The sequence below is a fragment of the Pantoea sp. UBA6567 genome, assembly GCF_002434165.1.
In the GTDB taxonomy this organism is placed as follows: domain Bacteria; phylum Pseudomonadota; class Gammaproteobacteria; order Enterobacterales; family Enterobacteriaceae; genus Pantoea; species Pantoea eucrina.
In genome coordinates this window covers 51,538-72,372 of sequence record NZ_DJJN01000006.1, presented here as the reverse complement: position 1 = coordinate 72,372, position 20,835 = coordinate 51,538, and the positions used below count along the sequence as shown (strand labels likewise).

Below are 20,835 nucleotides of genomic sequence, written 5' to 3'. Positions count from 1 at the left end.
ATTAACCAAGGTTCAGCGCGTCGTTGACCAGGTCTTGCTGCTGTTGTTGATGTACGGACATATAGCCCACGGCCGGTGAAGCAGATGCCGGACGGCCTGCGTAACGCAGCGACGCACCAAAGGGAACCACTTCGCGGAAATGATGCTGACTGCAATACCATGCGCCCTGATTGAGCGGCTCTTCCTGACACCAGACGAAATCCTGGACATGGGCGTAATCTTTTAACGCTTCCTGTACCGCTTTGTGCGGGAAAGGATAGAGCTGCTCGATGCGCACAATGGCAACATCGCTCTGCTCGTTTTTGCGACGCTGTTCCAGCAGATCGTAGTAGACCTTACCTGAACAGAGCACCACGCGTTTAACCTGCTGCGGATCGAGCGCATCGATCTCGCCAATCGCCGGCTGGAAGCTGCCGTTTGCCAGATCGTCCAGGCTGGAGATCGCCAGCGGATGACGCAGCAGCGACTTCGGCGACATCACAATCAGCGGACGGCGCATACCGCGCAGCGCCTGACGACGCAGCATGTGGTAAACCTGAGCCGGGGTAGATGGCACGCAAACCTGCATATTCTGCTCAGCGCAGAGCTGCAGATAACGCTCCAGGCGCGCTGAGGAGTGCTCCGGACCCTGACCTTCATAGCCGTGCGGCAGCAGCATCACCAGGCCACACATGCGGCCCCACTTCTGCTCGCCCGAGCTGATGAACTGATCGATAACCACCTGTGCGCCGTTGGCAAAGTCACCAAACTGCGCTTCCCAGATGGTCAGCACGCGCGGCTCTGCGGTGGCGTAGCCATATTCAAACGCCAGTACCGCCTCTTCCGACAGCACGGAGTCCCAGACTTTGAACTCTCCCTGACCATTATGAATATGGTGCAGCGGCGTATAGGTAGAGCCATTCAGCTGGTTGTGGATCACCGCATGGCGGTGGAAGAAGGTGCCGCGTCCGGAATCTTCGCCAGAGAGACGCACCGGAATGCCTTCATCCACCAGCGTGGCGTAGGCCAGATTCTCTGCCCCGCCCCAGTCAAACGGTTTGTTGCCTTCCGCCATCTCTTTGCGGTCGTTGTAAATTTTGGCCACGCGCGACTGCACTTCAACCGCTTCCGGAACCGTGCTGATACGGCGCGCCAGCTCCTGCAGGCGTTTCAGCTCAACCGTTTCCGGGTAGCTCTCATCCCACTCGTGGTTGAGATAAGGGGACCAGGTAAACGAGTGCAGGCTCATCGGGCGCCATTCCGGCACCACGCACTCACCGGCATCCAGCGCATCGCGATAGAGGTTAACCAGTTCAGTGGCATCTTCCTGCGAGGCTACGCCCTGGCTCTGCAGGCGGTCGGCGTAAAGTTTACGCGGCGTCGGATGCTTTTTAATCTTCTGATACATCAGCGGCTGCGTTGCACTTGGCTCATCCGCTTCGTTATGGCCATGACGGCGATAGCAGACCAGATCGATAAAGACATCACGCTTAAAGGTGTTGCGGTAGTCGAGCGCCAGACGGGTAACAAAAGCAACGGCTTCCGGATCGTCCGCGTTCACGTGGAAAATAGGTGCCAGCACCATCTTACCGATATCAGTACAATAAGGCGTGGAGCGCGCATCTCTTGGATTTGACGTGGTAAAGCCAACCTGGTTATTGATCACGATACGCACCGTACCGCCAACTTCATAACCACGCGCCTGCGACATGTTCAGGGTTTCCTGCACCACACCCTGACCAATTACCGCTGCGTCACCGTGAATGGTGATAGGCAGAACTTTGTTACTGCCCGGCTCAGAGAGACGATCGAGGCGGGCGCGTACGGAGCCCATGACAACCGGGCTGACAATCTCCAGATGTGACGGGTTAAACGCCAGTGCCAGATGCACCAGGCCCCCTTCGGTTTCAACATCGGAAGAGAAGCCCATGTGGTATTTCACATCACCGGTACCCAGATGCTCTTTGTGCTTGCCGGCGAACTCATCAAACAGATCCTGCGGCTTTTTGCCCAGTACGTTGATCAGCACGTTCAGACGTCCGCGGTGCGCCATACCCAGCACCACTTCGCGCGTGCCGCTTTTCCCTGCGTGGCGAATCATTTCGCGCAGCATAGGCACCAGCGCATCGCCACCTTCCAGTGAGAAGCGTTTGGCGCCGGGGAATTTCGCCCCAAGATATTTTTCCAGACCTTCGGCTGCGGTCAGCTCTTTCAGGAAGCCTTTTTTCTCTTCCGCGCTGAATGAAGCCTGTCCAGCCACTGATTCAAGACGCTGCTGGATCCAGCGCTTCTCTTCAGTGTTGTTAATGTGCATATACTCTGCGCCAATCGACCCGCAGTAGGTCTGCTGCAGGGCGGCGTAGAGATCGGCCAGCTTCATCGTCTCTTTGCCAATCGCAAATGAGCCTACGTTGAAGCTTTCCTGAAAATCGGCGTCGGTCAGATCGTGAAAGGCCGGGTCGAGATCGGCCACAATATCCTGTTTCCACAGGCCAAGCGGATCAAGATTAGCGTGCTGATGGCCGCGGAAACGGAACGCGTTAATCAGCTGCAGGACTTTAACCTGTTTGGAGTTAGTAGCCGGATCGGTAACGGTAGAGGTGTAGCGGGTAGCATCCTTCGCCAGGCGGCGGAAATAGTCACGCGTCGTGGAGTGAAACTGCTCTGGTTTTACGCCGGTACCTGGCAACTGCTGGAACAGGTCGCGCCACACTTCATCAACAGAGTCAGGATCGGTCAGGAAATCCTCATAGAGTTGCTCTATGTAAGACTGGTTCGCGCCGGCCAGCCAGGAGGAGTCCAGCCAGGGTTTCATCGCGCTGTTCTGCATTGTGATCCCTTAAGCATTAAGCTGCTTTTTATGAGGTTTCATTTGTTGCCGCTTTCACGGCTTGCCGTAGTGAGTTCAGCGATACGAACCTGTGCGCTACCGGCGCCGGGCCCGTAAGGGAACCTTTATAAGCGTGGTCAGCACCGCGCTTATAGAGGCTTCCATACGCTGCCGGGAACCTGAGTTCCCGGCAGGACTTCTTAGCTTTACGCCCCGCGCTGCAGCAGCATCGACTTGATATGGCCGATGGCGCGCGTGGGGTTAAGCCCTTTCGGACATACGCTCACACAGTTCATGATGCTGTGACAGCGGAATACGCTGAAAGCATCACTCAGATTGTCGAGACGCGCATCCGTTTCCGTGTCGCGGCTGTCAATCAGGAAGCGATAGGCAGCCAGCAGACCGGCCGGACCGATAAACTTATCCGGGTTCCACCAGAACGACGGGCAGGAGGTTGAGCAGCAGGCGCAGAGAATACACTCATACAGGCCATCAAGGTGCTCACGCTCCGACGGGCTCTGCAGATGCTCACGCGCCGGCGGATTCTCACCGTTGTTCAGCAGGAACGGTTTGATTTTCTCATACTGCGTATAGAACTGGCTCATGTCGACCACCAGATCGCGCACAACCGGCAAACCTGGCAGCGGGCGAATCACGATCTTTTTACTGCCGTTACCCAGTGCTGAGACCGGAGTAATGCAGGCCAGACCATTTTTGCCGTTCATGTTCAGACCATCTGAGCCGCAGACACCCTCGCGGCACGAGCGACGAAACGCCAGCGTTGGATCCTGCTCTTTCAGCCGAATCAGCGCATCCAGCAGCATCATGTCGCGCCCGTCTTCCGACTCCAGGGTGTAATCCTGCATGCGCGGCTTGTCATCGACGTCCGGGTTATAACGGTAGATTGAAAATTCGAGTTTCATCATGACCTCCGCAATTAATAGGTACGCGCTTTCGGCGGGAAGGCCGCGCGCAGTTTCGGCTGCATGTTCACCTCACGGCGCGTCATGCTTTCCGTTTGCGGAACATAGAGACTGTGACACAGCCAGTTTGCATCATCACGCTCCGGATAGTCGAAGCGGCTATGTGCGCCACGGCTTTCAGTGCGGAAGTTTGCGGCAACCGCGGTTGCATAAGCGGTTTCCATCAGGTTATCCAGCTCCAGACATTCGATACGCTGCGTATTGAAATCGGGTGAGCGGTCATCCAGACGCGCACTCTTCAGACGCTCGCGAATCGCTTTCAGCTCGGCCAGGCCTTCACGCATGGCGTCACCTTCGCGGAACACTGAGAAGTTGTTCTGCATGCAGCGCTGCAGCGCTTTGCGGATTTCCACCGGATCTTCACCCGTGGTGTTATTTTCCCAGCGATTGAAGCGCGCCATCGCCGCATCGATCTCTTCCGCGGTAGCATCGCGCAGCTCGCCCTGCTCAGCGATACACTCCATCAGGTGCACCCCTGCCGCGCGACCAAATACAACCAGATCCAGCAGTGAGTTACCGCCCAGACGGTTAGCACCGTGCACCGATACGCAGGCGATCTCGCCAACCGCAAACAGGCCCGGGATCACTTCATCTTCGCCCTGTTCATTCACGCGCAGCGCCTGTCCGGTGACGCGGGTCGGAATACCGCCCATCATGTAGTGACAGGTTGGAATAACCGGAATCGGCTCTTTAACCGGATCGACATGCGCAAAGGTGCGCGACAACTCAAGAATGCCAGGCAGGCGCGACTCAAGCACCTCAGCCCCAAGATGATCGAGCTTAAGTTTGATATGCGGACCCCACGGGCCATCGCAGCCGCGACCTTCACGGATCTCAACCATCATTGAACGCGCAACAACATCACGGCCCGCCAGATCTTTGGCGTTTGGCGCATAGCGCTCCATGAAGCGTTCGCCATGTTTGTTCAGCAGATAGCCGCCTTCACCACGGCAGCCCTCGGTGACCAGCACGCCCGCACCCGCAATACCGGTTGGGTGGAACTGCCACATCTCCATATCCTGCATCGGTACGCCGGCACGGATTGCCATGCCAACGCCGTCGCCGGTATTGATGTGTGCGTTAGTGGTGGACTGGTAGATACGTCCCGCGCCGCCGGTTGCCAGAATAGTCGCTTTGGCTTTGAAGTAGACGGTTTCACCGGTTTCAATGCAGATAGCGGTACAACCCACAATCGCACCATCTGCGTTTTTCACCAGATCCAGCGCATACCATTCGGAGAAGATGGTGGTTTTGTTTTTCAGGTTCTGCTGATACAGCGTATGCAGCAGCGCGTGACCGGTACGGTCAGCGGCCGCAGCGGTACGTGCGGCCTGCTCGCCGCCAAAGTTTTTGGACTGGCCACCAAATGGACGCTGATAAACGCGGCCATCTTCTAAACGGGAGAACGGCAGTCCCATATGCTCCAGCTCCAGAATCGCTTCCGGACCGGTTTTACACATATATTCGATCGCGTCCTGGTCCCCGATGTAGTCGGAACCTTTTACGGTATCGTACATATGCCATTCCCAGTTATCGTCATGGGTGTTACCCAGCGCAACGGTAATGCCGCCCTGCGCCGATACGGTATGGGAACGGGTTGGAAAAACTTTCGATAACAGGGCACAGCTCTGGCCCGACTGGGAGATTTGCAGTGCCGCGCGCATACCCGCGCCACCTGCGCCGATCACCACGGCATCAAATTCTCTGACTGGCAAATTCATTTACACACCCCACACAACAACAGTGCCATAAACGGCATACGACAACAGCGCGACCACAATAACCAGCTGCAGCAACAAACGCGGCGCCAGCGCTTTCACGTAGTCAGTCAGTACCTGCCACATACCGATCCAGCCGTGAACCAGAATGGAGAACAGGGTCAGCAGCGTAAACACTTTGGTGAAGGAGGAGGCGAAAAAGCCGCGCCAGACATCATAGGTCAGCGTATCGGTCATGACGACGAAACCGAGCAGATAGATGATGTAGAGCGTAATCAGGATTGCGGAAGCACGGACCAGAAGCCAGTCGTGGATACCGTTGCGTCCTAAAGCAGAAGCATTGCTTACCATACGAGGACTCCAGCCAGAATTGAGAGCACGACAGTGATAACAAAAACCGCCTGCGCGGTACGGGTTCCCACCTGCAGGGTCTCTGCGGTAAAGCCAAAATCTGCCAGCATATGACGGATACCGCTTGCCGCATGATAGGCCAGCGCGGTCAGAATGCCCCACATAATGAATTTGGCAAAGAAGCTATCCATGATGGATGCCGCCTGCTGAAAACCTTCGGGAGAGGAGAGAGAGAGACCCAGTAACCAGAGCAGAATTCCGAGAGCGACAAACGTAATCACGCCGGAGACGCGGTGGAGAATGGACGATATTGCAGTAACGGGAAACCGGATCGTCGTGAGATCCAAGTTAACAGGTCTTTGTTTTTTCACGGTTTTGCCCACACAGCTCTTTTTTATTTTGCTTCCTCCGGTCCTGAGTTGCAGCAGAGCACTGAGCGTGTTCAGACAACAACCGCCACCAAAATAGCAACATCCAGTGTTAAATGAAGCGGGTAAAACGCTGGGTGGCTCCTGGTGTCAGGGTATTCCGGAGACCTGGCGGCAGTATAGGACGATCACATTCTGATTACAATTCCCCTACAATCTGTTTGGTCACATTTAAGCTGAACAGTGATCAGGGTCACGATTTTCACAAAATATACATTTTTAATTATCTGATTTGACAATAGATCAACATTTCAGTTACAAACAATCGCACTAAAGCCCTATGATGCACAAAAGTTATGGGGATACACTTTCCCCTAAGCTCAAGTTATGTAACATTGCCCTAACGAGCAACATAAACCGTCAGGTTATTGGTTACCAAGAAGTTATGTCGTGACAGGATCTTTAACATCTGCGATGAGCGCCATGTCATGTCCGAATATCCTTGCCCCGGATGCCTTAGTACTGCGTAACCTCATTACGTGCAGGTTATTGCCAGGTGATAATCTGAAGCGAGTGGTGTTACGCAACATGCGAACTATTCTGGTGTCTAAAGATCCTTACTTACCCAGGCGCTATGGAGACGAAAAATGACAGATAAAAAAGTGACGCTGACCCTACAAGACAACAACACGCTTGAACTGGATGTGATGCAAGGCACGCTGGGACAGGATGTTGTTGACGTCCGCGCCCTTGGCTCACAAGGCCTGTTTACATTTGACCCCGGCTTTACCTCTACCGCGTCGTGTGAATCCAAAATAACGTTTATTGATGGTGATGAAGGCATTCTGCTGCATCGCGGTTTCCCGATTGACCAGCTGGCGACCCACTCAAATTATCTGGAAGTCTGTTATATCCTGCTGTACGGCGAAGCGCCTACTCAGGAGCAGTTCAAAGAGTTCTGCACGACCGTTACCCGTCACACCATGATTCACGAGCAGATCACCCGTCTGTTCCACGGTTTCCGTCGTGACTCACACCCGATGGCCGTTATGTGCGGCGTAACCGGTGCGCTGGCCGCGTTCTATCACGACTCGCTGGATGTAAACATTGAGCGCCATCGCGAAATCGCTGCGTTCCGCCTGCTGTCGAAAATGCCTACCATGGCAGCCATGTGTTACAAATATTCTATCGGTCAGCCTTTTGTTTATCCGCGTAACGACCTCTCCTATGCCGGCAACTTCCTGCATATGATGTTTGCCACACCGTGTGAAGAGTACAAAGTGAATCCGGTGCTTGAGCGCGCGATGGATCGTATTCTGATCCTGCACGCCGATCACGAACAGAACGCCTCCACCTCTACCGTACGTACCGCAGGGTCATCCGGGGCTAACCCGTTTGCCTGTATCGCGGCCGGTATCGCTTCACTCTGGGGGCCGGCACATGGCGGCGCCAACGAAGCTACCCTGCGTATGCTGGAAGAGATCAGCACCGTAGAGCACATTCCGGAGTTTGTGCGCCGTGCTAAAGATAAGAATGACTCGTTCCGCCTGATGGGCTTTGGTCACCGCGTTTACAAGAACTACGATCCGCGCGCCACCGTGATGCGTGAGACCTGCCATGAAGTGCTCAATGAGCTGGGTATGAAAGATGACCTGCTGGAAGTGGCGATGGAGCTGGAACACATTGCGCTGAACGACCCCTACTTTATCGAGCGTAAACTCTATCCAAACGTCGATTTCTACTCCGGCATCATTCTGAAAGCGATGGGCATCCCTTCTTCAATGTTTACCGTAATCTTTGCGATGGCGCGTACCGTTGGCTGGATTGCACACTGGAAAGAGATGCACGATGAAGGCATGAAAATTGCCCGTCCGCGTCAGCTCTATACCGGTTATACCGAGCGTCCGTTTGAGTCAGCGCTGAAAAAATAAGCGCCGTCACGCCATAAAAAAGGGCAGATTCTTCTGCCCTTTTCTTTTGCCCGCAATCTGCCCACGTCTGGCTACAGCTGGCACCCCGGACACCAGTAAAAAGGACGTGATGAGAGCACGCCTTTCTCAATCAGCGTACCGCAGCGCCGGCACTTTTTGCCCTGCCGGTGAAAGACTTCAAAGCGAAACGCCGCCTCTTCATGATACTTCTTCATGCTGCCACGCATTTTGTAAGAGAGACGCGGGATCGCCAGCAGCGCGTCACTGAGCCTGTCGAGCTGAGCGTCATCCAGATCCTGCGCCCGGTGCTGCGCGCGCAGTCCGGCGTGCCACAGGATCTCCACCCGCAGATAGTTACCCAGCCCGGCCAGAAAAGCCTGATCCAGCAGCAGGCCGCTGAACTGCCGGCGCCGGAACCGCGGCGAAAGCAGGCGTTCGCGCACCTCCGTGACGGTCAGCGTGGCATCCAGCACATCCGGCCCGACGCGCTGCAGAAACGGGTGTGCACCGAGCGTGTCCGCATTCAGCAGTTCAATATCAGACGCGCTGTAAAGCAGAATGGCTTTATCGGCGCTCTCCAGCCGCACCCGCAGCTGCCGGGTGGTCGCGGGCTGCGTGCCTGCGGCAACGACCCGCCAGACGCCGTAGAGCTGATTGTGACTGTAAAGCGTCAGGCCATTAGAGAAGTGGGTCAGCAGCGCTTTACCGCGCGTTTCAATAGCGTTAACCGTTTCGCCCAGCAAGGCGGGCTCATAGGTTTTCAGCGATGGAAAAGCAAACCACACATCGGTAAGGGGCTTGCCCACGATAGCGGCTTCCAGCTGATCCGCCGCCCGGCGGATCTCCGGTCCCTCTGGCATACAGACTCCTGATTAGTGTGTTGCGCCACCCGCAACACGGATGTCGTCATGGGTGTTCATCATGACCTGAATGGCGATCTCCAGCGCCTGCGTCACGCTGCTAACGGACATGCTCGGCGCGCCAGGATGATTCACCGCCTGCTGCGGCATCCAGGGAATGTGCATAAATCCGCCGCGTGCCGGACTGCCGTGGGTGTGCAGCCAGTGCAGCAGAGAGTACATCACGCTGTTGCAGGTAAAGGTGCCGGCCGTTTGCGAAACCGAGGCGGGAATGCCTGCCTCCCGCAGCGAGGCGACTATCGCTTTAATGGGCAGCGTGGCAAAGTAGGCCGCCGGGCCTCCCGCTACGACCGGCTCATCCACCGGCTGCTGCTGCTGGTTATCGGGGATACGCGCATCGTGAATATTGATCGCTACCCGCTCCAGCGTAATATCGCAGCGACCGCCCGCCTGCCCCACGCAGAGAATGCCATCGGGCTGCAGCGTAGTCAGCGCGTCAGTCAGCACCGCACCGCAGGTTGCAAACACCACCGGCAGCTGGCGTACCACTACCCGCACGCCAGCCAGCATTTTACCGTCAAAGTCGCGCACCGCCTCCCAGGAAGGATTGAGACGCTCACCGCCAAACGGCTCAAAAGCCGTTAACAACACCGTTTTCATTACTGCCTCACAAAAACATCAGGAAGTAGAGCAGGAAAATATTCACTAACAAGAGTAGTACACCGGTAGGAACCTGAGCCTTGATCACCGCATTCCTATCCGGCAGCTCCAGCAGGCGCGCGGGCACGATGTTGAAGTTTGCTGCCATCGGTGTCATCAGCGTCCCGCAGTAGCCGGAAAACATGCCGATCGCCGCCATGACGGCCGGGTTTCCGCCATGCTGCAGCACCAGAATCGGGATGCCGACGCCGGCCGTCACAATCGGGAACGCGGCAAAGGCGTTGCCCATTACCATCGTCAGCAGTGCCATTCCTCCGGCATAGACCGCCACCGCAATCAGCCGGTTATCCACCGCCAGATAGTGTTCAGTGAGATGCGAAATCGCGCTGCCGACGCCGGCGCTGGTAAACAGCAACCCCAGCGTGGCGAGGATCTGCGGCAGAATAAACGCCCAGCCTACCGCATCCAGCAGCCGCCGTGTCTCCTGCATCGACTGCAGCGGCTTTTCCCGCGTAAACGCCAGTGCAATCAGCCAGCCCAGAATACAGCCCACCATCATTGAAAACAGCGTCACCAGCGTAGCGTGGTTGCCCGCGCCAAACACCTGCTCCTGCAGTCCGGGAATATGATTAAACGCCAGTACGCCAATCACCGTAACCAGCGGTATCGCCAGGGCGGGTAAGAACAGCTTATTGCCCAGCCGTCTGGCGCTGGCCTGTTTCTCCTCATCCGTACGCTGATGATAGCGCCCGAGGCGTACCCCACCACAGCCGGCGATCAGCGCCATCACAACCACGACCACCCCGGTGGCAATATGCAGCCAGCGGCGGCCCAGCTCAGCGTCGCCGGCCCACTGCCCTGCCAGCTGATAAGCGCCATCACCAATCAGAAAAATCAGGCCATAGAGCGCCCAGAAGAGACCGGTGGTCAGACGGCGCGGATTGGCGCGGTCTCCCCAGGAGAGCCGCGCCACCACCAGCAGAATCGCCCCTGCCAGCCACATCAGATATTGTTGCTGAAACATTACTTCTCCTCCCTGGCGTGCAGCGCCTGCTGATTCAGCGCACCCAGCTCACGCGACAGCTGGCGATCCAGCCGCACCAGCCGGGCCGAGTGGATAAGAAAGGCGCACAGCGCGGTCGGGATGCCCCACAGCGCAATATGCAGCGGCTCGGTGGTAATGCCGGCTGATTCCTGCATAAAGTTATGCATAAAGATAATCGCGCCGAACGCGACAAAGATATCCTCACCAAAGAAAAGGCCGACGTTATCCGTTGCGGCAGACATGGCGCGCAGCCGGTGACGTATCTCCGGCGAAACCTCACCATAGCGGTTCTCCGTCGCCCCCTCCGCCATCGGTGCCAGCAGCGGACGCACCATCTGCGGATGGCCGCCCAGGCTGGTCAGCCCCAGCGCGGCGGTTGCTTCGCGCACAAACAGATAAACGATAAGCAGACGGCCGGCGGTGGCAGTTTTGATCTGCGCAATCCAGCTCTGGGCACGCTCTTTCAGCCCGTGGCGTTCCAGCAATCCGATTACCGCCAGCGGCAGCAGCAGGATCAGCGGCAGATTGCGCGTATTGAGAAAGCCGGAACCGAGTTTTTCCAGAATGTCGCCGAGCGGCATCTGCGCCGCGAGGCCAGTAACAAAGCCCGCGACGATTACCACCAGCACCGGATTAAAGCGTAATAAAAAGCCAATAATGATGGCCAGGATCCCCAGCAGGGGCCAGAGGTTGACAACGTTTTCCATGATTTTCCTCACTGAAAACAAAAAAGCCCGGCCGTAGCAGGCCGGGCGAAAAAGGGACGTTATGCGCTGCTGACGGCAATCTGCTCAGCAGCAAACGCGGCACGCAGCGTACGGGCAAACTGCAGCGCGTGTGCGCCATCACCGTGCAGGCAGACCGTCTCCGCGTTGACGGCGACCCACTCACCGCTCACGCTTTGCACCTGCTGCTGCTTTACCATAGCCAGCGTCTGCGCCAGCGCCTGGCCGGCATCCTCAATCAGCGCGCCTGGCTGGCTGCGCGGCACCAGCGCCCCGCTCGCCAGATAGCCGCGATCGGCAAACACCTCTTCGCGGGTGCGCAGGCCATACCGGGCACCTGCCGCAATCAGCTCGCTGCCCGCCAGGCCAACCAGAATAAGCTGAGCATCCACCGCCCGTACTGCCCGGGCAATCGCGTCAGCGAGCTGCGGATCGGCGGCGGCCTGGTTATAAAGCATGCCGTGCGGCTTAACGTGAAACAGCCGCGCGCCTTCACTTTCCGTCATGCTTTTCAGCGCGCCAATCTGATAGATCATCTGGGCATAGACTGTCTCCGGCGGCAGCTGCATCGCCGTGCGACCGAAGTTCTCGCGGTCGGGAAAGCCCGGATGAGCGCCAATCGCCACCCCTGACGCATTGGCCCAGCGCACCGACTGCAGCATGGTCTGCGCATCACCGGCGTGAAAACCGCAGGCGATATTGGCAGAGCTTACCAGCATCAGCAGTTCCCGATCGCTGCTGCTGCCTTCGCCGAGATCGGCATTCAGATCAATTTTCATGCGTAAGCCCCCAGGCTATCTGATCCAGCGCGCGCTGCTGCTGCTGTTTCGCCAGCAGCGCCTCCTCCAGCGTGCACGGAATAAAGTGAATCGGTTCGCCGAGCCGGATTTGCGCCAGCTGATAAATATCCGCCTCGATAATGCAGGCGATCCGCGGATAGCCGCCGGTGGTCTGTGCATCCGCCATCAGCACAATAGGCTGACCGTTTGGCGGCACCTGCACCACGCCAGGCACCAGACCATGTGAGAGCAGATCGCGCGTGGCGGTCCGCTGCAGGCTGTCGCCCTGCAGGCGATATCCCATACGGTTACTCTGCGGGCTCAGTTTCCACGGGTTACGCCAGAATGCCTCCTGCGCCTCCTGGGTAAATTCGCTATATTCCGGACCCGGCAGCGCACGAATGCGGTTCCCCCACAGCAGCTGGCGCACGCCCGCCGGCTGGCTGAAGCGGCGGGTTGGCTCGCCCAGCGGCAGACGATCGCCATCCTGCAGCCTGCGGCCCTGCCAGCCGCCAAACGCAGCTTTCAGATCGGTGCTGTGCGAGCCCAGCATTTCTGCTACCGCAAACCCGCCGTTTACCGCCAGATAACTGCGCATGCCGCTGGTTGGCATGGATAGCGTAAGAACCTGACCACGCCGCACCGGCAGGCGCCATCCGGTCCAGACCGGCTTGCCATCCAGCTCAGCGTTACAGGCGGCTCCCGTCAGCGCAAACCAGCCGTCGCGCTGAAACTCCGCCCTGAACTGACCCAGCACAATCTCCAGTACCGCGCTGTTCTCGCTGTTACCCACCAGCATATTTGCGGTACGCATGGAGGGCTCATCCAGCGCACCGCTCAGGCTGACGCCCAGCTGACGCCAGCCGTGCCGCCCGCGATCCTGTACCGAGGTCATTAACCCGGCGCGTAAAATATTCAGCATATGCCCTCCTTCTGCGGCACAAACCGAACGCGATCGCCGGGGCGCATCAGCGTGGGCGGCTGCTTAAGCGGATCAAACAGGCTGAGTGGCGTATGGCCAATCAGCTGCCAGCCGCCGGGGGCAGCCAGCGGATAGATACCGGTCTGACTGCCGCCAATCCCCACTGAACCAGCCGGGACGGCCACGCGCGGCTCGGCGCGACGCGGCGTATGCAGTCGCGTATCCAGGCCGCCCAGATAGGGGAAACCAGGCTGGAAGCCAAGAAAATAGACAATGTAGTCTGCGCTGCTGTGCAGCTCTACCACCTGCGGCGGCGTCAGCCCGGCGCGATCTGCCACTTCTGACAGATCGGGTCCGGCACTGCCACCATACACCACCGGGATCTCAATCAGCCGGGGATTATTCTGCAGCTGCTCTTCACCCTCTTCCCACCAGCGCTGCAGACGCTCAATGGCGTCCTGCGCATCAATTTGTGACTCGCGCAGTATCAGCGTGAGGTTGTTCATACCGGGGATCACCTCCTGCACCTGCTCATCCTGCTGCAGTCGTTCACATAATCCCCAGATGCGCTGCTGACTGGCGAGCGAAACCGGCGGCGCCAGTTCCAGTACAACCGCCCGCTCTCCCAGTAAATAACAACGTGCCTGTTGCAAAACCCACCTCCCGATCGTGAATAACGCGCGCCGGCAGACGTGCTGCGGCACGATAAACCTTTCACATAGCTGCTCAGGTTCAATAGGTTATGCAAAAGTGGCGGAGATGTGTCAACCAGTTTGCGCCCGGCGAGCGGACGCAGAGAGAGAAAAATCAGGCAGGATTGTCGATATCGATAAAGGTAACATCGAGGTGGTAATGCTGCGCCAGCCACTCACCCAGCGCTTTGATACCGTCGCGCTCGGTCGCGTGATGGCCCGCGGCGAAAAAGTGCAGCTCCTGTTCGCGCGCGCTGTGAATGGTCTGCTCAGAGACTTCGCCCGTAATAAAGGCGTCAACGCCGGCCGCGGCCGCGTTGTCGATAAAGCCCTGACCACCGCCGCTGCACCAGGCCACGCGTTTGATCAGCGCGGGTGCGTTATCACCGCAGTGCAGCGGCGTGCGTCCCAAGCGCTGCGCGATTTTTTCTGCCAGGTCGCTGCCGCTGAGCGGCGTGCGCAGCTCACCCCAGGGCAGCAGCGGTTCGATTTCACCCCTGACGTCGATATCAAACAGGCGCGCCAGCTGCGCGTTATTCCCCAGCTGCGGATGCGCATCCAGCGGCAGATGCCAGCCATAGAGATTAATATCGTTAGCCAGCAGCGTGCGCAGACGCTGTCGTTTCATGCCTTTTATTGCCGGGGCTTCGTTTTTCCAGAAATAGCCGTGGTGTACCAGAACGGCATCGGCATTCCGCTTTACCGCTTCATCCAGCAGCGCCTGGCAGGCCGTAACGCCGGTAACCACTCTTCTGACTTCACTGCGTCCCTCAACCTGCAGTCCGTTAGGTGCATAGTCGCTAAACGCGCTGCTGTTTAGCTGCTGGTTAACGATCTTTTCCAGCTCAATGTTATTCATAAAGGCTCCGTCATCGCCTCAGGCCGCGCCGCGTGCGCGTTCAAAGGCGTCTAATGTCTTTTTGCGTGCCGCCTTATGTTCCACGATTGGCAGGGGATAATCGAGTTTCTTGTTATTTTTCTTCGCCCAGACGTGCGGCTGATGAATATCGCTGTCGGGCACATCTTTCAGCTCCGGCAGCCACTGCCGGATAAATGCGCCCTGCTTATCGAACCGTTCACCCTGGGTTGTCGGGTTGAAGATACGGAAATAGGGAACGGGATCGGTGCCGGTAGAGGCTGCCCACTGCCAGCCGCCGTTGTTAGCAGCGAAATCACCGTCAATCAGCTGTTCCATAAAGTAGCGCTCGCCCTGCCGCCAGTCGATAAGCAGATCTTTTACCAGAAAGCTGGCGGTGATCATGCGCAGCCGGTTGTGCATCCAGCCAATGCTGTTCATCTGGCGCATACCTGCATCAACGATGGGATAGCCGGTTTTGCCCGCTTTCCAGGCATCAAAATGGGCGCTGTCTTTCTGCCAGCTGACGTGATGGGTCCAGTCGATAAACGGCTGATGTTTACAGAGCGCCGGATAGGCCACGATCAGATGGCGATAGAATTCCCGCCAGATCAGCTCACTGATCCAGGTAAAGGCTTTTCCTCCTTTCAGCGCATCAGCATGCTCTTTCACAATCCGATGCAGACACTGCCGGGGTGAGAGTACGCCGGTTGAGAGATAGGCTGACAGCTGGCTGGTCCCGTCGCTGGCAGGTGTATCGCGCTCTAAGGGATAATCCAGTACCGGCTGTCTGGCGAAGGCGCGCAGGCGTTTTAACGCTGCCTGTTCGCCGGCCGGAAACAGCTTTTCATCGGGTTTTTCAGTCGGATAATCAAATGCGGGGATCTTTTTCAGGCTGTTCAGCGGCGCATCACCGCGCGCGGCAGGAGCGCTATGGCACTCTGGCATCCCCTGCTGCAGCCGTTTTACAAACGCTTTGCTGAACGGCGTGAAGACTTTGAACGTCGTATTATTGCCGGTCTGCACGCTACCCGGCGGCAGCAGCAGGCTGTCATCAAATCCCTGACAGGTAATACCCTGCTCATCCAGCTGTTTTTCGACGGCAGCGTCGCGCTCGCGCTCGTTAATTTCATACTGATAGTTGTAAAACAGCGCATCCACCCGATGCGTTTTGCAGAAGTCGCTCAGGTAATTAACCGAAGCAGCAAAATCATCGCACTGATGAAAATGCAGCGGAATGCCGCGTTCCGCCAGCGCCTGCTGCAGCTCACACAGGTTCTGATGAATAAAGGTCGCCTGTTTTGCTGACATGCTGTGCTGCCGCCACTGTTTCGGCGTGGCGATAAACAGCGCCATGACGTCAGCCTTTTTATCATGACACGCTGCAGCCAGCGCGCTGTTATCGTTAATACGCAGATCGTTGCGCAGCCAGAGCAGGTGTGTGGTCATGGGGCCTTGTCCTTATTGTCCGTAACGCAGGCGCAGTGCTTCCGGGTAGGGATCGAAATAGCGCTGCTGCGCCAGCCAGGGATGCGGATACTCAGCCATGTAGTGTTTCAGCATAGTAATAGGGGCCAGCAGCGGCTGAACGCCACAGCGATAGCGATCGATCAGCTGCGCCAGTTCCTGACGCTGAGGAGAGCTGAGTTTTGGCCGGAAATAGCCCTGTACATGCATCAGCACATTAGTATGATTGCGGCGCGATGCGCGATGCGACATTAGCTGCATCAGCCGGTTACGGTACTCAAACGCATACTCTTCCAGCGACGCCCATTTATCCATAGCGGCCACAAAGCGTCCCAGTTCGCGATAGGCATCCTGCGCGTGCGACAGCAGCAGCAGTTTGTACCGGCTGTGAAAGGCGATCAGTTTGTGCCGCGTCAGTCCGCTGCGCCACATTTCGTTGAACTCATGCAGCGCAAATACGCGCCCGGTGAAGTTTTCGCGCAGAACCGGATCGTGCAGGCGGCCATCCTCTTCCAGCGGCAGCCAGGGCATCTCCTGCTGTAAAAAAGAGGTAAAGATGCCGATGCCCGATTTGCGATTATTGTTTGTGGCAGGATCGTAAACGCGCACCCGCTCCAGACCGCAGCTGGGTGATTTGGCGCAGAGAATATAGCCGCAAAGATGGTGCAGCGATTTGACGCGCTCCGCTGACCAGCTGCGCATTTCGCTGGTGACTTCCTGATTGTCATCTTTGCTGAAACAGATATGGATCTGATCGTCGCCTTGCTTCACCAGCCTCAATGCCGGACGCGGTGTGGGCAGGCCGATAGCCATCTCAGGACAGACGGGCTCGTAGCGCACAAATTGCGCGAGTTCGTCCGTTGCAAAGGCAAAACGCTTGTGGCCGCCATCAAATCGGACGCTATCCCCGAGCAGGCAGGCACTGATGCCGACAGGAATTTTCTCGCTCATACTTGTACAACCTCCAGAATCTTGTAGAGGTTTAAGTGTAGCGCAAATGACGATGAATGGCAGGATGTAGCAGGCGCTATAAGGAAAATTTTGTCAAAAAAAGCGGCCGCTTCGGGTAAAAGCGTCCGCCTCAGTCAGAAAAACTCTGTTACCAGTAAATACCGCCAGCGATTTCGGACTGCGCCAGCCATACCGGCTTGGTACTGGTTTTGCACCAGATGCGGTGCAGGTAGCTATAAAAACGCGCACGATCGCGGCGGAATAGCATAAAAGGAAGCGCCGCAACGCCTGCAATCAGCACCAGCGTGCGCCGTATAACGATTTTTGGCAGTGAATAGCGTTTATCCATTGCGTTCCTCCTGAGCAATCTGTTGTAAAGTGTGATCTGCCGCAAATATTACTCCTGGCTGCTCACTTTTGCTACTCATCAGACCACTTATTCTGAACTTTTTTTGACCATTTTTCCGCTTCACAGAATGGCGTTACAACAGTGTGAATAACGGGTTATTTTATTGGGGTAAATCGCTGCGCGGACGCCGCTGCGGTTTATTGCTAAAGTAGAGAAAACCGTGTCGCAGGAGCCCACGTGACAACCATTTTGATTGTGGAAGATGAAAAAGAGATCCGCCGTTTTGTACGCCTGGCGTTAGAGAGCGAAGGCATAAAAATTGTCGAAGCTGAACAGCTGCAGCGTGGTCTGATTGAAGCGGCAACGCGCAAGCCCGATCTGGCGATCCTCGATCTCGGCCTGCCTGACGGTGATGGCATCGCGTTTATTCGTGAAGTACGCCAGTGGAGCACTATGCCGGTTATTGTGCTTTCAGCCCGCAGTGACGAGCAGGATAAGATCGCAGCGCTGGACGCGGGTGCGGATGATTATCTGACAAAACCGTTTGGCATTGGCGAACTGCTGGCCAGGGTGCGGGTGGCTTTACGTCGTCATCAGGGCAGTCAGCCCGATGCGCGCGTGCTGTTTGGTGAAGTCTGCGTTGACCTGGCTGCACGCCGTATCACCCGCAGCGGTCAGGAAGTGCATCTGACGCCAACCGAGTTTCGCCTGCTCAGTCTGCTGCTGAATAACGCCGGCAAGGTGCTGACGCAGCGCCAGCTGCTGAATCAGGTCTGGGGCCCCAATGCGGTGGAACACAGCCACTATCTGCGCATCTATATGGGCCACCTGCGTCAGAAGCTCGAAGAAAACCCGACGCAGCCTGCTCACCTGCTGACGGAAACCGGTATCGGCTACCGTTTTATGCCATAAAAAAAGGCCGCAGCAGCGGCCCTTTTCACGGTATCACCCTCAGGCGTTCTTCAGAACTTCGCTGACAATTTCCACCGCTTCTTTCTCAATCAGCTCGCGATGCTCAGCGCCAAGGAAGCTTTCGCAGTAAATCTTGTAAGCATCTTCAGTGCCGGACGGACGCGCGGCAAACCAGCCGTTCTCCGTCATGACTTTCAGTCCGCCAATAGATGCGCCGTTACCCGGAGCAGCCGTCAGGCGTGCGGTAATCGGATCGCCCGCCAGCGTATCAGCGCTGACCATCTCTGGTGACAGCTTTGACAGCGCGGCTTTCTGTGCCGAGGTCGCAGACGCCTGCAGACGATTGTAGCTTGGCGCACCAAAGCGCTCCGCCAGCTCATCATAGTGCTGCTGCGGATTTTTACCGGTCACCGCCGTGATTTCAGCGGCCAGCAGGCAGAGAATAATGCCATCTTTATCCGTTGACCAGGCTGAACCATCAAAACGCAGGAAGGAAGCCCCCGCGCTCTCTTCGCCGCCAAAGCCAAAGCTGCCGTCGAACAGGCCATCAACGAACCACTTAAAGCCCACCGGTACTTCTACCAGCTTGCGCCCGATATCATTAACCACGCGGTCGATCATCGCACTGGAGACCAGCGTTTTGCCCACGGCAACATCACTACCCCACTGCGGACGATGCTGGAAAAGATAGTTGATAGCGACGGCCAGGTAGTGGTTTGGATTCATCAGGCCAGCTGGCGTGACAATACCGTGACGGTCATAATCGGGATCGTTGCCGAAGGCCAGATCAAACTTGTCTTTATACGCCAGCAGACCCGCCATCGCGCACTCTGATGAACAGTCCATGCGCACCACGCCATCTTTATCCAGATGCATGAAGCGGAAGGTCTGGTCGATAGCGTCATTAACGATGGTCAGATCGAGGTTGTAATGCTCAGCGATACGCTGCCAGTAAGCCATACCTGAGCCGCCAAGCGGATCTACGCCAATTTTCAGTCCCGCTTTCTGAATCGCCGGGAAGTCGATAACCTGCGCCAGTCCTTCAACATAAGGCTGAATCAGATCCTGCTCAACAATGTGGCCGCTCTGCCACGCCTGATCCAGCGGCAGACGTTTCACATCCTGCAGACCGCCTTTGATCAACTGGTTAGCGCGATCTTCCACCACTTTTGTGACGTTGGTATCAGCCGGCCCACCGTTTGGCGGATTGTATTTAATGCCGCCATCTTCCGGTGGATTGTGTGAAGGGGTGATCACAATGCCGTCAGCCTGCGCGCCGCCGCGTTTGTTATGCTCCAGAATAGCATTGGAGATAGCGGGCGTTGGCGTGTAGCCGTTATCCTGCTGCACGATGACATCCACACCGTTCGCCGCCAGCACTTCCAGTACTGACAGAATAGCGGGCTCAGAGAGCGCGTGCGTATCTTTGCCCACGTAGCATGGACCCGTAATACCGTTCTTTTTGCGCTCTTCGGCGATCGCCTGTGCGATAGCCAGAATGTGCTCTTCATTGAAGCTGTGACGTCCCGCGCTGCCGCGGTGGCCAGATGTGCCAAATTTCACCGCATGGTCCGGGTTAGCCGCATCCGGCTTCAGGACGTAATACTGCGAGGTTAATTGTGCAACGTTAATCAAATCGCTCTGCTGGGCAGGCTGCCCGGCACGGGGGTGATTGGCCATTGGCGCTTCTCCCTGACGCTTCAGTTTAAATGGTGCCGCAAACTTTCTCTGTCAGCTCCGGAGGGAACTGCATAGCCAGCATGATGTGCTCCACCATGCTGCATTTACGGCCTGTATTGGTGTTTGTGATGACCCAGTAAGGTGTACCTGGCACATGCTTAGGTTTGGTATGCGTGCCATTTTGCAGCAGCGTATGCTCATCACCGGCAAAATAGACGCGCGTACGTCCCTGCAGCGATGCGGTAGCATCGGCAAATGCATCAGGATCGAGACGATAGAGCGTTGACAAAATCAGCATAAAGCGGTTAACCGCTTTTTTCTGCTCGGCATACTCATCTGACAGCATCAGCTCGCGCATGGCACGCACGCGGTCCTGCGGACGCGCTTCAGGCTCTGCTGCTGCTGTCGCCTCTTTTACCGGGGCCGTTACTGCTGGCGCTGCTGCAGCGCGCGAGCTGGCGGTAAATTTCAGCATGCGACGCAGTATGTCTGAGGCGCTTTCACCGATGTGCTGCGTGTGGCTGGCAATATAACGGTAGAGTTCTTCGTCAACTTCAATCGTTTTCATCTTATTCCGTACGAGTCTGGCAACTAGCAGAATCCCGCATTCTGCAACGCCCTTACCGGTAGCGGGCACGCAGAGAGCCTGGGATCTGACATATTGATTATAAAGTTAAATCCGCAATAGCTGATAGCGCTGGCAACGTTTACGGGCAAAAGTCAGAATATGCCCTAATACCTGGCGACCGCCACCCGGACAGGTAGAATCATGATACC

General features: G+C 56.9%; 20 protein-coding genes. 2 read left to right on the top strand and 18 right to left on the bottom strand.

What is annotated here, in order from left to right:
• Window position 1 precedes the first annotated feature (1 nt).
• From sucA to sdhC, 5 genes are all read right to left on the bottom strand, one after another.
• A complete protein-coding gene (gene sucA / locus B4M48_RS06320; protein ID WP_039383231.1) occupies window positions 2-2,809 on the bottom strand; it encodes a 2-oxoglutarate dehydrogenase E1 component in 2,808 nt (935 codons plus the stop codon).
• Between the two features lie 206 nt (window positions 2,810-3,015).
• Window positions 3,016-3,732 carry a succinate dehydrogenase iron-sulfur subunit gene (locus tag B4M48_RS06315; protein WP_039383229.1) on the bottom strand — a complete coding sequence of 239 codons (717 nt, stop codon included), beginning with the start codon at window positions 3,730-3,732 and terminating at the stop codon, window positions 3,016-3,018.
• 14 nt (window positions 3,733-3,746) lie between these two features.
• Complete coding sequence (gene sdhA, locus B4M48_RS06310) at window positions 3,747-5,513, bottom strand: succinate dehydrogenase flavoprotein subunit (protein ID WP_039383226.1); 1,767 nt, start codon at window positions 5,511-5,513, stop codon at window positions 3,747-3,749.
• Window positions 5,514-5,861: a succinate dehydrogenase membrane anchor subunit gene (sdhD, locus tag B4M48_RS06305; RefSeq protein ID WP_071668989.1), complete on the bottom strand. Its 348-nt coding sequence runs from the start codon at window positions 5,859-5,861 to the stop codon at window positions 5,514-5,516. It lies immediately after the preceding gene.
• Window positions 5,855-6,244 (bottom strand): succinate dehydrogenase cytochrome b556 subunit, encoded by a 390-nt coding sequence (gene sdhC / locus B4M48_RS06300; protein WP_039383221.1) that lies wholly within the window; start codon window positions 6,242-6,244, stop codon window positions 5,855-5,857. The genes sdhD and sdhC overlap by 7 nt, the downstream gene beginning before the upstream one ends.
• Before the next feature lie 632 nt (window positions 6,245-6,876).
• On the opposite strand from sdhC, the gene B4M48_RS06295 reads away from it, so the two are divergent.
• The gene (locus tag B4M48_RS06295; RefSeq protein ID WP_039383219.1) at window positions 6,877-8,160 is read left to right on the top strand and encodes a citrate synthase; all 1,284 of its coding nucleotides are present in this window, start codon (window positions 6,877-6,879) and stop codon (window positions 8,158-8,160) included.
• A 71-nt stretch (window positions 8,161-8,231) separates the two neighbouring features.
• On the opposite strand, the gene nei is transcribed toward B4M48_RS06295, so the two are convergent.
• The 11 genes from nei to B4M48_RS06240 all read right to left on the bottom strand — a co-directional run bounded on the left by nei (window position 8,232) and on the right by B4M48_RS06240 (window position 17,466).
• Window positions 8,232-9,020 carry an endonuclease VIII gene (gene nei, locus B4M48_RS06290; protein ID WP_039383217.1) on the bottom strand — a complete coding sequence of 263 codons (789 nt, stop codon included), beginning with the start codon at window positions 9,018-9,020 and terminating at the stop codon, window positions 8,232-8,234.
• Between the two features lie 12 nt (window positions 9,021-9,032).
• Entirely contained in the window at window positions 9,033-9,680 is a 648-nt protein-coding gene (gene pcp / locus B4M48_RS06285) for a pyroglutamyl-peptidase I (protein WP_039383214.1), read from the bottom strand.
• Window positions 9,681-9,687: 7 nt separating this feature from the next.
• On the bottom strand, window positions 9,688-10,704 hold the full coding sequence (locus B4M48_RS06280; RefSeq protein ID WP_288656248.1) for a DUF979 domain-containing protein: 1,017 nt from the start codon (window positions 10,702-10,704) through the stop codon (window positions 9,688-9,690).
• Window positions 10,704-11,432, bottom strand: a complete 729-nt coding sequence (locus tag B4M48_RS06275; RefSeq protein ID WP_039383210.1) for a DUF969 domain-containing protein — start codon at window positions 11,430-11,432, stop codon at window positions 10,704-10,706. Before B4M48_RS06275 ends, B4M48_RS06280 begins: the two co-directional genes overlap by 1 nt.
• 59 nt (window positions 11,433-11,491) lie before the next feature.
• The gene (gene pxpA, locus B4M48_RS06270) at window positions 11,492-12,229 is read right to left on the bottom strand and encodes a 5-oxoprolinase subunit PxpA (protein WP_039383208.1); all 738 of its coding nucleotides are present in this window, start codon (window positions 12,227-12,229) and stop codon (window positions 11,492-11,494) included.
• The gene (gene pxpC, locus B4M48_RS06265) at window positions 12,219-13,151 is read right to left on the bottom strand and encodes a 5-oxoprolinase subunit PxpC (RefSeq protein ID WP_039383205.1); all 933 of its coding nucleotides are present in this window, start codon (window positions 13,149-13,151) and stop codon (window positions 12,219-12,221) included. Before pxpC ends, pxpA begins: the two co-directional genes overlap by 11 nt.
• Window positions 13,145-13,804, bottom strand: coding sequence for a 5-oxoprolinase subunit PxpB (gene pxpB / locus B4M48_RS06260; protein WP_039383204.1), 660 nt, complete (start codon window positions 13,802-13,804; stop codon window positions 13,145-13,147). Before pxpB ends, pxpC begins: the two co-directional genes overlap by 7 nt.
• A gap of 154 nt (window positions 13,805-13,958) precedes the next feature.
• On the bottom strand, window positions 13,959-14,702 hold the full coding sequence (locus B4M48_RS06255; RefSeq protein ID WP_283340765.1) for a type 2 GTP cyclohydrolase I: 744 nt from the start codon (window positions 14,700-14,702) through the stop codon (window positions 13,959-13,961).
• A gap of 18 nt (window positions 14,703-14,720) precedes the next feature.
• Window positions 14,721-16,148 (bottom strand): deoxyribodipyrimidine photo-lyase, encoded by a 1,428-nt coding sequence (gene phrB, locus B4M48_RS06250; protein ID WP_039383198.1) that lies wholly within the window; start codon window positions 16,146-16,148, stop codon window positions 14,721-14,723.
• A gap of 12 nt (window positions 16,149-16,160) precedes the next feature.
• Entirely contained in the window at window positions 16,161-17,117 is a 957-nt protein-coding gene (locus B4M48_RS06245; protein WP_039383196.1) for a YbgA family protein, read from the bottom strand.
• Window positions 17,118-17,265: 148 nt separating this feature from the next.
• A complete protein-coding gene (locus B4M48_RS06240) occupies window positions 17,266-17,466 on the bottom strand; it encodes a YbfA family protein (protein ID WP_071668988.1) in 201 nt (66 codons plus the stop codon).
• A 237-nt stretch (window positions 17,467-17,703) separates the two neighbouring features.
• Between B4M48_RS06240 and kdpE the strand changes: the two genes are divergently transcribed.
• Window positions 17,704-18,378, top strand: coding sequence for a two-component system response regulator KdpE (gene kdpE / locus B4M48_RS06235; protein WP_288656246.1), 675 nt, complete (start codon window positions 17,704-17,706; stop codon window positions 18,376-18,378).
• A gap of 39 nt (window positions 18,379-18,417) precedes the next feature.
• Here kdpE and pgm read toward each other — a convergent pair whose 3' ends face one another.
• Window positions 18,418-20,058, bottom strand: coding sequence for a phosphoglucomutase (alpha-D-glucose-1,6-bisphosphate-dependent) (pgm, locus tag B4M48_RS06230; RefSeq protein WP_039383189.1), 1,641 nt, complete (start codon window positions 20,056-20,058; stop codon window positions 18,418-18,420).
• Between the two features lie 25 nt (window positions 20,059-20,083).
• The gene (gene seqA / locus B4M48_RS06225) at window positions 20,084-20,626 is read right to left on the bottom strand and encodes a replication initiation negative regulator SeqA (RefSeq protein ID WP_039383187.1); all 543 of its coding nucleotides are present in this window, start codon (window positions 20,624-20,626) and stop codon (window positions 20,084-20,086) included.
• Between the last annotated feature and the right edge of the window lie 209 nt (window positions 20,627-20,835).

Excerpts from the sequence above, each read along its gene's own strand:
- sucA (WP_039383231.1), bottom strand. The coding sequence starts at position 2,809 with ATGCAGAACAGCGCGATGAAACCCTGGCTGGACTCCTCCTGGCTGGCC.
- B4M48_RS06315 (WP_039383229.1), bottom strand. The coding sequence starts at position 3,732 with ATGAAACTCGAATTTTCAATCTACCGTTATAACCCGGACGTCGATGAC.
- sdhA (WP_039383226.1), bottom strand. The coding sequence starts at position 5,513 with ATGAATTTGCCAGTCAGAGAATTTGATGCCGTGGTGATCGGCGCAGGT.
- sdhD (WP_071668989.1), bottom strand. The coding sequence starts at position 5,861 with ATGGTAAGCAATGCTTCTGCTTTAGGACGCAACGGTATCCACGACTGG.
- B4M48_RS06295 (WP_039383219.1), top strand. The coding sequence starts at position 6,877 with ATGACAGATAAAAAAGTGACGCTGACCCTACAAGACAACAACACGCTT.
- nei (WP_039383217.1), bottom strand. The coding sequence starts at position 9,020 with ATGCCAGAGGGACCGGAGATCCGCCGGGCGGCGGATCAGCTGGAAGCC.
- pcp (WP_039383214.1), bottom strand. The coding sequence starts at position 9,680 with ATGAAAACGGTGTTGTTAACGGCTTTTGAGCCGTTTGGCGGTGAGCGT.
- B4M48_RS06280 (WP_288656248.1), bottom strand. The coding sequence starts at position 10,704 with ATGTTTCAGCAACAATATCTGATGTGGCTGGCAGGGGCGATTCTGCTG.
- B4M48_RS06275 (WP_039383210.1), bottom strand. The coding sequence starts at position 11,432 with ATGGAAAACGTTGTCAACCTCTGGCCCCTGCTGGGGATCCTGGCCATC.
- pxpA (WP_039383208.1), bottom strand. The coding sequence starts at position 12,229 with ATGAAAATTGATCTGAATGCCGATCTCGGCGAAGGCAGCAGCAGCGAT.
- pxpC (WP_039383205.1), bottom strand. The coding sequence starts at position 13,151 with ATGCTGAATATTTTACGCGCCGGGTTAATGACCTCGGTACAGGATCGC.
- B4M48_RS06255 (WP_283340765.1), bottom strand. The coding sequence starts at position 14,702 with ATGAATAACATTGAGCTGGAAAAGATCGTTAACCAGCAGCTAAACAGC.
- phrB (WP_039383198.1), bottom strand. The coding sequence starts at position 16,148 with ATGACCACACACCTGCTCTGGCTGCGCAACGATCTGCGTATTAACGAT.
- B4M48_RS06245 (WP_039383196.1), bottom strand. The coding sequence starts at position 17,117 with ATGAGCGAGAAAATTCCTGTCGGCATCAGTGCCTGCCTGCTCGGGGAT.
- B4M48_RS06240 (WP_071668988.1), bottom strand. The coding sequence starts at position 17,466 with ATGGATAAACGCTATTCACTGCCAAAAATCGTTATACGGCGCACGCTG.
- pgm (WP_039383189.1), bottom strand. The coding sequence starts at position 20,058 with ATGGCCAATCACCCCCGTGCCGGGCAGCCTGCCCAGCAGAGCGATTTG.
- seqA (WP_039383187.1), bottom strand. The coding sequence starts at position 20,626 with ATGAAAACGATTGAAGTTGACGAAGAACTCTACCGTTATATTGCCAGC.